The organism is Cytophagaceae bacterium ABcell3 (genome assembly GCA_030913385.1).
Lineage (GTDB): Bacteria > Bacteroidota > Bacteroidia > Cytophagales > Cytophagaceae > ABcell3.
On the sequence record CP133159.1, the window covers coordinates 673659 to 687582 of the forward strand.

General features: G+C 39.1%; 12 protein-coding genes and 1 pseudogene. 10 read left to right on the forward strand and 3 right to left on the reverse strand.

Translation table 11 applies throughout. The features are described from left to right. Nucleotides 1-424 precede the first annotated feature (424 nt). From RCC89_02855 to RCC89_02870, 4 genes are all read left to right on the forward strand, one after another. Nucleotides 425-5341 (forward strand): DNA repair ATPase, encoded by a 4917-nt coding sequence (locus RCC89_02855; GenBank protein WMJ72113.1) that lies wholly within the window; start codon nt 425-427, stop codon nt 5339-5341. Nucleotides 5342-5454: 113 nt separating this feature from the next. Beyond that, nucleotides 5455-5808 (forward strand): J domain-containing protein, encoded by a 354-nt coding sequence (locus RCC89_02860; GenBank protein ID WMJ72114.1) that lies wholly within the window; start codon nt 5455-5457, stop codon nt 5806-5808. A gap of 50 nt (nt 5809-5858) precedes the next feature. Further along, nucleotides 5859-6584, forward strand: coding sequence for a PspA/IM30 family protein (locus tag RCC89_02865; GenBank protein ID WMJ72115.1), 726 nt, complete (start codon nt 5859-5861; stop codon nt 6582-6584). A 357-nt stretch (nt 6585-6941) separates the two neighbouring features. Further along, a complete protein-coding gene (locus RCC89_02870) occupies nt 6942-7430 on the forward strand; it encodes a tetratricopeptide repeat protein (GenBank protein WMJ72116.1) in 489 nt (162 codons plus the stop codon). Here RCC89_02870 and RCC89_02875 read toward each other — a convergent pair. Genes RCC89_02875 through RCC89_02885 form a run of 3 tightly spaced genes read right to left on the reverse strand, consistent with a single transcriptional unit; the run spans nt 7425 to nt 9597 of the window. Next, the gene (locus tag RCC89_02875; GenBank protein ID WMJ72117.1) at nt 7425-8879 is read right to left on the reverse strand and encodes an IS66 family transposase; all 1455 of its coding nucleotides are present in this window, start codon (nt 8877-8879) and stop codon (nt 7425-7427) included. The genes RCC89_02870 and RCC89_02875 overlap by 6 nt on opposite strands. 56 nt (nt 8880-8935) lie before the next feature. Continuing rightward, nucleotides 8936-9295 (reverse strand): IS66 family insertion sequence element accessory protein TnpB, encoded by a 360-nt coding sequence (tnpB, locus tag RCC89_02880; GenBank protein WMJ72118.1) that lies wholly within the window; start codon nt 9293-9295, stop codon nt 8936-8938. A gap of 2 nt (nt 9296-9297) precedes the next feature. After that, a complete protein-coding gene (locus RCC89_02885; GenBank protein WMJ72119.1) occupies nt 9298-9597 on the reverse strand; it encodes a hypothetical protein in 300 nt (99 codons plus the stop codon). A 32-nt stretch (nt 9598-9629) separates the two neighbouring features. On the opposite strand from RCC89_02885, the gene RCC89_02890 reads away from it, so the two are divergent. The 6 genes and pseudogenes from RCC89_02890 (at nt 9630) to RCC89_02915 (ending at nt 13842) form a co-directional block, all read left to right on the forward strand. Beyond that, complete coding sequence (locus tag RCC89_02890; GenBank protein ID WMJ72120.1) at nt 9630-9899, forward strand: hypothetical protein; 270 nt, start codon at nt 9630-9632, stop codon at nt 9897-9899. Nucleotides 9900-10050: 151 nt separating this feature from the next. Next, nucleotides 10051-10689, forward strand: coding sequence for a hypothetical protein (locus RCC89_02895; GenBank protein ID WMJ72121.1), 639 nt, complete (start codon nt 10051-10053; stop codon nt 10687-10689). A 457-nt stretch (nt 10690-11146) separates the two neighbouring features. Continuing rightward, nucleotides 11147-12196, forward strand: coding sequence for a PDDEXK nuclease domain-containing protein (locus RCC89_02900; protein WMJ72122.1), 1050 nt, complete (start codon nt 11147-11149; stop codon nt 12194-12196). Between the two features lie 59 nt (nt 12197-12255). After that, nucleotides 12256-12549, forward strand: a complete 294-nt coding sequence (locus tag RCC89_02905; protein ID WMJ72123.1) for a transposase — start codon at nt 12256-12258, stop codon at nt 12547-12549. A 14-nt stretch (nt 12550-12563) separates the two neighbouring features. Continuing rightward, nucleotides 12564-13370, forward strand: coding sequence for an IS3 family transposase (locus RCC89_02910; GenBank protein WMJ72124.1), 807 nt, complete (start codon nt 12564-12566; stop codon nt 13368-13370). A gap of 158 nt (nt 13371-13528) precedes the next feature. After that, nucleotides 13529-13842 (forward strand): annotated as a pseudogene (locus RCC89_02915) (PDDEXK nuclease domain-containing protein). Nucleotides 13843-13924: the final 82 nt, after the last annotated feature.

Genomic DNA, 13924 nt, shown 5'->3' on the forward strand with positions numbered 1-13924 from the left:
AGTTCTATTACGTATTTCAGGTTTGCATAAAAAATTATTTGGTCCGAATGGTGCGATAAGCCTTACTATGGGGCAAAAACACAGTAATCCAGCGTATTATTGCGGTAATGCTGATGTTTTGATGTAAAAGCTTTTGTCATTGTAATAGCTTTATTGCTCCTTCCGGATCAAAGACACTCCGGGGCTTTTAGTGCCGGAGTGTATATTAATCCTGAAATATGCATTAGAACTTTCTGTTTCGTGTCAAAATAACTTCAAATCAGACGCTTAGCTCGTATTTGGTTTTTAACCATAGAACCACTATGCTTTGCAAATAAAATACGCTGATTTTTTGTTCTTTTGCCCTCATAACGAAATCTAATACATATCCAGGTTAATTGTCCCTGATCATAAATATTTTCCGGAATTAAACTTTCACCCTTCCATGGCAGAAGATAAAAACCCTTCAGCAGAAGCAGAAAAGAACAATAACAATATAGACGCCGGAGCTTACCGGATCCTCAGAAACCGATTGGATACGGCTGCGAACGACTTGAAGTCAAGGCTTGGCAAGCTGAACGAAGAGCGGAAATCTGTTTTCGGTTCAGTCGAAAGCCGTATCATCGGAAATGAAAGAGTTACTACCGAAAACAACTGCGTTGCCCGCGACATGATTTCTGTGGGGCATCACTTGCTTTTTGGATATAATGTCCACTTGGGACTTAAATCTGAAATGGAGGTAAGCGATGTTTTTAATGTGTATGAGTTTAATGACAATTCTTTTCATGATGCAGGGCTTGAACTGATCAATGATAGCACATTTGAAAGCGACTTCAGAGACCTTTATAAATATTATAAAAATACCGTTTTTGAGAAGTTTGCTGTCATAGGACCTTTTCTGTACATGGTTTTTCGTGTAGGGAAAAATAAAGGGGACATAAAAACTTTTAAATGGCTTATTGCTGAAAATGCCTTTCAATACCAGGGCAACCGCAGCGATCATGAGTTTAAATTTCCTCCTCAGTTTGAGTTTGAATGGGTAAGGACTACCAGGGACAGCCATAGGAGTGGAAAACATCCGCATGTTTCTGTGTTGGACAAGGTATTTATAGAAACGGTGGGTGGCGATTTGACTATTAAGGTTGAAGATAATACCGACAATGGCGAAGGTATTCTTTCCGAGCCAGTAGAGGATAGGGACCAGAAACTTGATGATGCTGAAATTTACTATGCTGATCTTGACAACATTATTCTTCTAAAAATTAAACCTTTTAGGGAAAAAGAATTCCGGTATATAGTATATAACCATAGAATCAAGCAGGCAAAAAGGATAGACGCTATAAAGGATTCCTGCGTGCTGCTACCGGACAACCATGGTATTATATTTTCTAAGGGATACTATCTCCAGACAGGTGAATATAAGCTGTTCGAGAACGAAGTTCAGGGGCTTCTTTTCGAAAAAATGATAGCTTCTCCCAATGGAGAGGATTTTATGTATGTGTTTTATAGCATGGATTACGGCGCTTATATTATGCTGCCGTACAACCTTATAAATCAGCATGTGGAAAACCTAATTGTATGTCACGGTTATTCATTTTTTCCTGATGGCGAGCTGATTTATTTTACAGACCAAAGCAATGCTACAAAACATCATACCATTCAAATATGGCAGACACCGTTTGTAAGCCCAGATTATGTTCCTCCTGTTCAGTCGGACTGTTACCTGTTCAAGATTGGCAATAAGGATATTGTCCGCGCTATGGCGGAATGTACCGAGCTTCTCAACCTTTTGCAGAAAGATGATGAATCTTATGCAAACTTGTATTATGATATAGTTAAACTGGCGGGCGATATTACAGATTCTTATTTTTGGATCAGGGAAGAAGCGGCCTTTAATTTGGCAGCAGCTTTAACTGTTGTCCGAAATACTGCCTCCTCTGCTATCGATGAATTTCAGAAAGTCCAGCGGATTAAGCAAAACACCCGACAACAGACAGAGAAATATGCTGTAGAGGTTAAAGAAGTGCTGCGGGTTATTAGTAGGGAACGTTTTGAAGATATTGATGCATTTGTGGGGGTTCTGTCAAAAATTAGGGGGCTACGGGGAGAGGTTATTTCTTTGAAAGACCTGAGGTATGCCGATACTAAATTTATAGAAGGGCTGGAAAAAGAGCTGGAGAAAGAAGCTGAAAAGGTTTCTGAAAGGTGCGTACGGTTCTTGCTCGACGAATCATCGCTTACGCCTTATCATACCAAGCTGGAAGAGCAGAAGGAAGGCATTGAAAAGGCCACTAGGGTTGCAGAGGTTTCTGAAAGGATTGAAGAACTTAATGATATTTCTGCCGGGTTGGAAATGCTTATAGATACCGTTTCTAACCTTAAAATTGAGGACGCCACAGAAACAACCCGTATTATTGACAATATTTCCCTTATTTTCTCAGACTTAAACCAACTCAAATCAAGGGCAGGAAATATTAGGTCTGGTTTTAGGAAAGGGGAAAGCACCGCAGAGTTTCATGCGCAAATACGCTTGGTTGAGCAGGCCATCGTAAACTATCTTGATCTGTGCGACACACCCGAAAAATGCGAGGAATACCTTACCCGCTTAATGGTCCAGTTGGAAGAATTAGAAGCAAAGTTTTCTGACTTTGATGAATTCATTACTAACATTACTGAAAAGCGGGAAGAAGTATACGAGGCATTTGAAAACCGGAAACTCAACATTGTTGAAGCCCGAAACAATAGGGCCAACACGTTAATGTCCTCTGCTGACCGGATTTTGAAAGGTATTCAGAACCGGGTGGCCCGTTTTGAGGATACCAAAGATATCAATGGTTACTTTGCCTCTGATATGATGATCGACAAAGTGCGAGATATCATAAAAGAGCTTCAGCAACTGAATGACTCTGTAAAAGCGGATGAACTTCAGGGTAAGCTGAAAAATTTAAGAGAAGAAGCCTTAAGGCAACTGCGGGATAAGCAGGATATTTTTGTGGCAGGGGCCAACTTGGTTAAGTTTGGAGATCATCATTTCTCTGTTAATACCCAAGCACTCGATTTAACCATTGTCAACCGTAACCAGGAATTGTTTTATCACTTAACCGGAACGGGCTTTTTTGAAAAAGTGGAAGATGAAAGACTGGCTGGTACCAGAGAAGTTTGGGAGCAAACCGTTGTTTCAGAGAATCAACAAGTTTATAGAGGAGAGTATCTTGCCTATAAAATCTATACAGACGCAGTGGCTGGAAGAGGGGAAAGTAAAGATCATTTATATATGCTGACCATTCCTGACCTACAGGCTTATGTGCAGCAGTATATGGCACCAAGATATGCAGAAGCGTATGTAAAAGGGGTGCATGACAAAGATGCTGCCCTTCTGCTAAAGTCACTTCTTGAGCTGGACCACAATTCTGACTTGCTTCGCTATGATCCACTTACCAGGGCTTGTGGATATTTCTGTTGGAATTATGCCTTTGGTGTAGAGAGGCGTGCAATTTTGGATAAACGACTTAAAGGAACAGGTATCATATTGAAAGTCTTCCCTGACCCTGGTTCTTTCAGCGAGGTCCGTGCAGACCTTGAAGCGGAGGTGAAAGCTGTACTTGCTAAAAACGAGCTTTTTGCAGAAGTTTCATGTGCTCAGGTGGCGGCTTATCTTTTTGATGAATTGGTACGAAGCAATACCTTTATACTTAGCCATGAGGCCGAGGTACTTTATAAAAACTTTACCCAGTATCTCGAAAAAAGCCGGACCAAAGAATTGCTGGAGTCGTCTTTGGAAATGCTGAAAGACAATTGTGAAGAGCAGTTCATACTAGCCCGTAACTGGTTACATGCTTTTATAAAGAACAAAGAAGGTCAGGAGCAGCTTAAAGAATTTGCGGACGAAGCTACTTTGTTGTTGCTAAATAAAGATGAGCAATGGAATATTGTTAAGGCTTCTCTACAGGTAACCCTTGAAGGTTTCTCCGGTAACCACGCTGTAGTGGAAGACGGAAAATACCACTTACATTATAACAAGTTCCTTAATAAAATGCGGCATTATGAATCTCATACTGTGCCGCTTTTCGAAAGGTATATTAAGGCCAAGAACAAGGCGGTTGATGAAAAGAAAGCCAGCCTAAGGTTGCAGGAGTTCCTGCCAAAAGTCATGAGTTCTTTTGTGCGTAACAGACTTATTGATGAAGTATACCTTCCTTTAATAGGGGCTAATTTTGCTAAACAATTGGGTGCCGCCGGCGATAACAAACGTACAGACAATTCCGGTATGCTTTTGCTGGTATCGCCTCCGGGTTATGGAAAGACCACGCTTATGGAGTACATTGCCAGTCGATTGGGTATTATTTTCATGAAAATAAACGGACCGGCTCTTGGCAATAGGGTTACCTCCCTCGATCCAGTCGAAGCTCCAAATGCAGGAGCACGTGAGGAAATAGAAAAGCTTAATTTAGCTTTTGAAATGGGCGATAATGTCATGATTTATGTTGATGACATTCAGCATTGTAGTGCTGAGTTCCTGCAAAAGTTCATTTCCCTTTGCGATGCCCAACGTAGGATTGAAGGCGTGTACAAAGGTAGGTCAAAAACTTATGATTTTAGGGGTAAGAAGGTCTGTGTGGTAATGGCGGGTAACCCATATACTGAAACGGGTGAGAAGTTCCGTATCCCTGACATGCTTGCCAACAGGGCTGATACATATAACCTTGGTGATATTATTGGCGATAAAGCTGAAGCATTCAGGTTGAGTTATATTGAAAATAGTATGACCTCTAACACTACGCTGAATAAACTGTCAAATCGTAGTGCGAAGGATATTTATACCTTTATGCAACTAGCCGAAAACGGTGACCGGGACGACCTAAGCTTTGAAGGAAACTATTCTCCAGAAGAAATTAGTGAAATTGTTTCTGTCCTTAAAAAGCTGTTTGCTGTAAGGGAGGCTGTGTTGAAAGTAAACCTTCAATATATTTATTCTGCCTCTCAGTCTGACGATTACCGTGAGGAGCCAGCCTTTAAGATGCAAGGTTCATACCGGAACATGAATAAAATGGCAGAACAGGTAGTTCCGGTTATGAATGACGAGGAGCTAGTAACTTTGATCCGGACGCACTATAACAACGAGTCGCAAACCCTTACCACTGACGCTGAAGCCAACCTTCTTAAGTTTAAGGCTATTAATAATTGGTTAACGGAAGAAGAAGAGGCGCGGTGGAATGTCATAAAACAAACGTTCCAGAAAAACCAGAAGTTTAGAGGCGCAGGAGACAATCAGGTAGGCCTGCTTGTTTCGCAGCTTAGTGTTCTCGGCGACGGTGTGGACGGTATTCGAAAGGCGATTGAATATAGAGGAAAGGGTGAATAATACTGATGTGTTAGGAGAGAGACTGAGGTGGTATCCTGTTCCGGTTATTGTTTTTTATAAACTGGAACTATTTATTATATTCAGATAGTCAGGAACAAAAAACACATTTGGACATGCCTATTAAAAGGTTTTTCAAAATATTGCAGGCCAACCTCAACCAAGGAAAGGAAGGGTATACCTACATTCCTCCAGAGGAGCCTCCTAAGGAAAAGAGCTTTTATGAGCCCAAAACCGTGAGCAATGAAAATCCTGTGGATGTGAAGGAGGCGGGCTATTATTCCAATCTTGAGTTGCCTTATGGAGCGGGATTTGATGAAATTAGGAAAAACTATAGGCGTTTAATGAAGCAATATCATCCTGACAAGTTTCATAATGATTCGGGAAGGAAAGCTTATGCAGAAGAGGTAAGCAGGTTGTTAATCGAGGCATACACTTATTTTGAGGATAAATTCTCAAAAAAAACTTGATATTTTAAAGGAAAAGAGGAAATTTACTAAGTATTTAAATTTGAGCAAATATGTTTAATTGGTTAAAAAGGCTTTTTATGATAGGTGGAGCCGAAGCACATAAAGCACTGGACAAACTTGAAGACCCTGTCAATATGATAGAGCAAGGCATTCGTGATCTGAAAGAAGACCTGAACAAAGGACTTAAGAGCCTTGCGGAAGTGAAAGCCCTTGCTATTAAAGCTCAAAATGACCAAAAGTCTCAAACCAATTCTGCCAGGGAATATGAAGAGAAAGCGGTTTTGTTGTTGAAGAAAGCCCAAACCGGTGGACTAGACCCTACAGAAGCTGACAGGTTGGCGAGCGAAGCCCTTATGAAGCAGCAGGCTATTGCCAAACAGGTTGAGGCGCAAAATGCGACCATTAAGCAGTACCAGGAGATGGCTGCACAAATAGAAAGTAACAATAACCTTCTCAAAAAGAAGATTGACAACTATGAATCCGAACTGGGGTCTTTAAAAGCACGTGTTAAAGTGGCTAAAAGTACAAAAGACTTTAACAAATCCATGGCCGGCCTTGACTCTAATGAAACCCTTCGGATGTTAGAGAGAATGAAGGACAAAATATCTCACGAAGAAGCCCTTGCCCAATCCTATGGCGCTATTGCCGAAAGCAAAACTTCTATAGACGATCAGATAAACCGTGCTTTAGAAGGAGCTACCGTAAACCCTGAGGTGAAGGATTCTTTAGCTGAACTAAAAGCAAAACTGGGTATGGATAAAAAGCTTGAGGAGTAGAGACGTAACTTTATAATAGTGTAGTTTAACGCAGGGAGGCTGTTGGTTTTCCTGCGTTTTTTGATTATTCTGTAGTATGCAATAGAACTTTCCCCTGTCCTTTTTTTCAGCACTTCTACTTGTAAGAATTGATGAATTTGCCACACCTAACGAGGTTTTAGATAATCGAATAAACTCTTTGAAACTAAGTTATTTTTAGATAATTTAATATCTGTATTTAAACGTTTACAAACGTTTGATAAAAGTTTGCAAACGGTTTTGTTGTTGGAAATCAACGTATTGCTGTTTTGGACAATAAGAAATTATAAAGGAGATATATCCTGAATTTTGGGGATATACAATCGTTATGGCCAATTTATGAAATACAGACTTTTACATATTATCTTTCTGTTGCTGATATTAATTGGATGTGATTTTAAAACATCCAGCGAATATTTTAATGATGGAAATATGAAGTCAAATAATGGAGATTATGAAGGTGCTATAAAAGATTTTACTTTGGCAATTAATAAAAATCCTAATGACTATGAATCATATACTAATAGAGGAGCTGATTATGCAGCAATTGGAAGGTATAAAGAAGCAATAAGTGATTATAATAAAGCTGTAGAATTAAATCCCAGCAACATAATGGCATACTTCAATAGAGGTAATTTAAAATCAAAATTAAATGATTTTAATGGTGCAATTGAAGATTATAATCAGGCAATTAAACTTAAGGGGGGAGAAAACCTTTATGTGGAAATTCATGATAATGATTTCTTAGGTATTCGCTCAACTGACGTAAGAATGGAAAATATCAGATTACAAAGTAAGCCTTCGGGCAAGTGCATGTTGATTTTATAATTTTACCCACTTCCCGGGTAGCAGTTCTTCCAGCCTGTTTACCGGGTGATTGTCTATTCTTTCCAGAACATCTTTCATCCATTCCAATGGGTTTACACCGTTGATTTTGCAGCTTGCCACAAGCGAGTATATTTGGGCGGCTCTCTGGGCAGCATCATGTGAACCGGCAAACAGATAATTTTTCCTTCCTATGGCTACTGGCCTTATTGAGTTTTCCACCAGATTGTTATCTATCTCCAGCTTGCCATCCTCAAGATATATGGAGAGCCTTTCCCATCTGCTCAAGGAGTATTCGAGCGCCTTTCCAATAGGACTCCTAGGGGCAATATTAGGGTACAGGTTTTTCATCCATTCTTCCAGGTCGTCCAATGTTGTTTTTGCATCAAGCCTTGATTCCTTTCTTTCTTCAAAAGACATCCCGGCCTCCCTTGCTTTACGCTCAATATCATATAACTTCTGAAATTCTTTCAAGGCATGTTCTGCATTTTCTTTGTCATTGTCCAATGCTTTCTCAAACATCCTTCTGGCATGTGCCATACAATGGAACAATGTTATGCCCTTGATGTTGGCAAACATATCATATACGTTATACCCGTCACATTGCAGGTATCCCTGAAAACCCTTCAGTATATCTGATGGCCCTTCGCTCCCGCGCCCGGGACGATAGTCGAACAGCACCTGTTTCCCGACAGGGTCATAATATACCCAGTAATACCCCCGGTGGATTTTACTTTTTTTATCCTTGTCGAGAACTTTTATGGGTGTCTCGTCTGCCATCAGGTAACCGGCTTGCAGTGTCCTCTTTTTATGCAGTTCGTATAAGATTTTAAGCTTGTTTACCCCTTGTTTTACCCAGTCTGACATTGTGGAAGAAGGAAAATTAAGGCCTTCTCTCTTAAATATCTGTATCTGGCGGTATAAAGGAAGGTGGTCAACATACTTGCTGACAACAAGGAAAGCGACAAGGCTTGCTCCGGCTATCCCTTTCTCTATCGCCCTGTATGGCAATTCTCCAATGGCAACACCCTCCCCTTCAGGTTTTGCGTATTTCGGGCGTACAATTTTGCGCACATGAAACTTTCCGGTGGTATATTCAAGAACCTCTGTCACCTCTTCCCCAATTTTTTTCATGCCTGAGGTATCTTCTTCAGGCTCAACAACCTCTTCCACCCTTGGTACATGTGCCGGTATAGGGAGGCGGCCCGGGTGCTTGCGGGCTGTTTCTTTTTTGACACGCTTAAACCTGACGACCTCCTCTTTTTCAGGGGCAGTTGCCTGCTCTTCACCAAGTCCCAGGTTTAACTGTTCCGGTGCGGACGAAGGCACAAAACGCTCGCTTTTGGTGCCATATATGAGGCGCTTCAGCTCTTTGAGCTCAAACTTCAAAAGTGCGATCTCGGACATCGCCTCCTCATATTTTTCTTTATAGTCTATACCTTCGGCAAGCATGTTGCAAAGATAAATAATATACCTATGTAGGTGGTATTAGGAAAAAAAGAATAAGTTTAAAGATTTCCAGGACTTTTATATCTTTTGCGGTGCCTGACCGACTCAAGGGAAATCCCTTGTAAGACCAGTTGCAATACCGAGGCGGATATTTCAGATTTGGTCACATTTTTGCAATGGACAGGTATTTCATAAGTCCCTCTTTCAAGGCGTTTGTGATACATACTGAAACCGTCGCCTTCCCATAAAAGGAGCTTGACATGGTTTCGGTTTCGGTTCAGGAAAATAAAAATGTCCCCGTTCATGGGGTTTTCGTTAAGTTTGCTCCTTACAATACCTGATAGGCTGTCAAACCCTTTCCGCATGTCGGTTTTGCCCGAATAGAGAAAGTACCTGCACTGGTGAGACAATGAAAGCATGGCTAGCTGACTAATTGTTTAACAAATGATGGATCTGCCATGCCGTGGAATATGACCTTGGCACCGGAAGGAAAGACAACTTCCATGTTGCCGGCCGCAGGGTTAATTTCATCAGGGCTGCTTACTTTCAGAGGGACAAATCCGGTACCGGGCTCCTCTGTTCTATATTTGCCGCACCAATAGATGAATTTTTGATAATTGATGTTCTGCCGAAGGCTAAATTCTTTTTTACTGATACCGCTTTGTTGCCAGAGCTGATAAAGCTCACGCATCTGGTCAGATACTTTTGTGTTTGTTGCCATTATTTTGCTGTTATAGTTTGTAATGCAAACTTATGGCGTTATTTTTTGGGAATAAAGATGTACTTGGCCGTAGGTATACATTACAAAGGGGATTTGCCTATGGAGAATTAAATAATTATGAAATGGCATTTCACGACTTTGACTTCTGCGTAGCAAATAAATTTGACATAGATATAGCTTTGTTATGGAGAGGTGTATGTTATTATAATACAGGATTTAAAAAAGATGCTTGCAAGGATTGGCTTATATCAAACCATGAAGAAGCTAAAGAATATTTTAAAATAAATTGTCAGGGAATTTAATACAAACTGGCCATAACAGCATATATACCTCAGAGGGGGTGGGCGTTGTAAGTCAGGCTGTTTCTAATTATCTTACTTCGGCTTCGGAGGATACTGGACTGCTATAAAATCCCCCACTGCTTCAAGCTTAACGTTATAGGGCATTATAAAAATGAAAACCTTCCATCTAATACTTTTATTTTCAATTATTTTTACTTCCTGTGACTGTAATCAAAGGGTTTTAGGAACTGTAATAGATAAAAAAACAAGAAAACCTCTTGAGGGAATTAGTGTGTATAATAAAAATAAAAGATGGAATGTGACCAATACTGATTCTACTGGAAAATTTATATTATCAAATGTTTCTGGCGGATTTCGTTGTCCACCAATGACAGTGATAATTGAAGACTCTAGTTACAATTATTTTGAAACTAAAATTCCATCAGGTAAAGGCAAAATTATTGAATTGACTAAAAAAGATTCCTTAAATCAATTTGTAAAACAAATAATGGATTCAGGGAAATATGGAGTGTATGCAGATTGGTCAAATTTTATTGAGATTAAATTTATTAATAATGAACAATTTGAACTTGTGAATCAACAAACCATAGGAAGTCAAGGTGTATTCATAATGGAAGGCAAGTGGAAAGTTAAGGAGGGGGATATTGTTTTGTATAAAATAAAAATCATAGAAAAGTCTTTGAAAGTTGATATACCCAAACAATGGAGAATAATTAATGACGAATTGTGCCCCATAGATACGACTAATTCCGACTTAAACTATTGCCTAAAACCCGTAAGAAATGATTAACGCCCTATAACAACTATGGCTTCGTTAGGTATGTAATGCCCACAATGAAGCCAGTGTTGTACGAAACCGGGGGTAACGCTATGGGGGGTGCTATTCTGGGTTGGGGTTTTCTGTAGGTTAGAATTGGGAACTAATGCAGCTTTTTGCAAAGTATAACAAGTCAGAACAGGGTCTATGGTTGGCTTAAAAGGATAAGGAGGCAGTTCTCACTCCTGTTCTAACATTGGTAATTAGGATTTGAATAGGCTAACGCTTAAGATTGTATAACAAGAGCCGTATGATGGGAGACTATCAAGTACGGTTCTGTGAGAGGCTTGGGGTGAAATTCCCCTTGCCTACTCGACTATCAACGGTAATATTTATGTAAAAAGGAGCCCAGAAATTCTCTCACAGGTGTTATAGAAAATATTATCTTTGAAATCTATAACAATTGCGATAGAATTTCATTGTATTGTAAATGAGCGAAATAGTAGCCTATAAAGATTTTTATAAAGAAATAATTGATACGATTAATGCCAGAAGATATAAGGCATATAAATCGTTGAACAGGCATCACATAGAACACAATTTTGAACTTGGTGAAATAATTGTAAAACATCAGGAAAAACAAAAGTGGGGACAATCAATAGTTGAGAAACTTTCTAAAGATATTACCAAGCAAATTGATGGACTAACAGGTTATTCGCCTCAGAATCTATGGAAAATGCGTCAATTTTATCTTGAATATAGAGAGAAAACTGTACTGTATGAATTAGCCAAACAAATTCCGTGGGGACAAAATATGCTAGTTCTCCATCAGGTAAAAGACGACAATGAACGAAGGTACTATTTAGAAGCAACAGCAAGGTTGGGGTGGAGTCGAGCTGTTTTGTTAAATCAAATTAAAGCAGATGCTTATAAGCATCATGTGTTAGATAAGAAGTTAAGCAATTTTGAAGCTGCGTTACCGTCACATCTATCAGAACAAGCAAATGAAGCTTTAAAAAGTGAATATAATCTTGATTTTCTCGGAATTACCAAACCTGTCCATGAACGAGAAATTGAAAATAGACTAATTGAAAATATTCGCGATTTATTACTTGAGTTAGGATATGGATTTAGTTTTATAGGAAATCAGTATCGGTTAACATTGAACAACAAAGAGTATTTTATTGACTTGCTTTTTTATCACCGGTTTTTGAAATGCTTGGTTGCAATTGAATTAAAAACTGTTGAATTTGAGCCTGAATTTGCAGGAAAAATGAATTTTTATCTTGAACTTCTCGACAGTAAGGAAAAGCAAGCAGATGACAATCCTTCAATTGGGATTATTCTATGCCCGACAAAAGACGATATTGAGGTTGAATTTGCTCTGAGGTCTAGTAATAAACCCATTGGTGTATCTGAATATAAATTAACTCATGAACTTCCTGAAAATCTAAAAGGAAAAGTTCCTACTTCGAAAGAATTAAAACAAATGCTAACAATAGCTATTAGTAATGCAGGCGGTTCAGCTAAAGGAATATAATACTCCCCAATTTTCAGACCACTACTTTAATTGATTTATAATCGTTAAATTAGTGAAATATGAAAGGAAAAAGAAGAAAGTTTACTGCCGCATTTAAAGCACAAGTTGCTGTTGAAGCTTTAAAAGAAAGAGATAGTTTGGCAGATTTGGCAAGTCGTTTTGAGGTTCACCCTAATATGATCAGTAAGTGGAAGCAAGAGTTTCTTGAAAGGTCCTCAGCAGTCTTTGAGAAAGACAGTTCAGAGCAAAATCAGGAGCCTTCTATTGATCCTGAAAAGCTTTATGCAAAAATTGGCAAGCTTGAACTGGAGAATGACTTTTTAAAAAAAAGCTTAGGAAAGTTGGGGAAGTAAAATCTCTTTGTTCTATGGTAGATACTGATCACAAGCTAAGTATTCGCTCCCAATGTGAGATTTTAAATATAAACCGTAGCAGGTTTTACTACTCTCCTGTTGGAGAAACTGAAGAAAACCTTAAAATAATGAGGGTTTTAGATGAACGGTACCTTCATAAACCTACACATGGTGTTTTGCAAATGCAGGACCACCTGAGAGATCTTGGTTTTACAGTAAACCATAAGCGAGTTCGTCGCCTATTGAGGCTTATGGGACTTATGGCCATTTACCCTAAAAAAAACCTCAGCAAGTTAGGCAAAGCTAAGTATATTTATCCCTATTTACTGAGAAACCTGGATGTTGAACGTACAAATCAGGTTTGGGAGATTGATATAACATATATCCCGATGAAAAAAGGTTTTATGTACTTGACAGCCATTATCGATGTCCATAGCAGATATGTAGTTGGCTGGGGAGTATCAAACACACTCAGCGCTCAGTCGAGCCTATCGGTGCTGAAAGAAGCAGTAAGCAGGTATGGGAAGCCAGAGATAATAAACTCTGACCAAGGCAGCCAGTTTACCTGTGGAGAATGGGTAAACCTGTTACAAGAAATGAGAATTAAAATCAGCATGGACGGCAAGGGAAGAGCCATTGACAATATTTATATAGAAAGGCTCTGGCGAACTGTAAAGCAAGACTATGTATACCTACATCCTGCTAAAGACGGTTTGGAACTTTACCAAGGGCTTGCTATATTCTTTGAGTTTTACAATTATGAAAAACACCATCAGGGAATAGAGCGACAGGTGCCATCAGATGTTTATTTAGCAGCATGAGATACTGTTTTTCCTTACAATAGCAAAGGTAGCATGGTTATTTAACCTGTCAAGGCCAAGTGAATTCCTCCCTCCGGTCGGAAGCCTTGACAGATTAAATCTCCATTGCTAATATGCAATTGAAAGGAAAAAAAATATTAACTTAGAAATGAAGTGTAGTGGTCCTATGGATAGGTAGTATTATACTGTTCATAGGAGAAGAATACAAATTACAAGTTGGAAATAGCGATTTTTACATAGACTTGCTATTTTACCATCGTGGTTTACAATGCTTAGTGGCTTTTGAACTTAAGGCAGATAAGTTTAAACCTGACCATTTAGGACAACTAAACTTTTATTTGGAAGCTTTAGACCGAGATGTAAACAAAATGAAAATCCAAGTATGGGGGTATTGTTGTGCAAAGACAAAGACAGTGAAGTAGTTGAGTATGCATTAAGTAGAAGCCTATCTCCTACAATGGTATCAGAATAAAAAACACAGTTACCTGATAAAAAGCTTTTACAGAAAAAACTACACGAACTATTTAATAATCAATCAAACCTATGAATAAAAG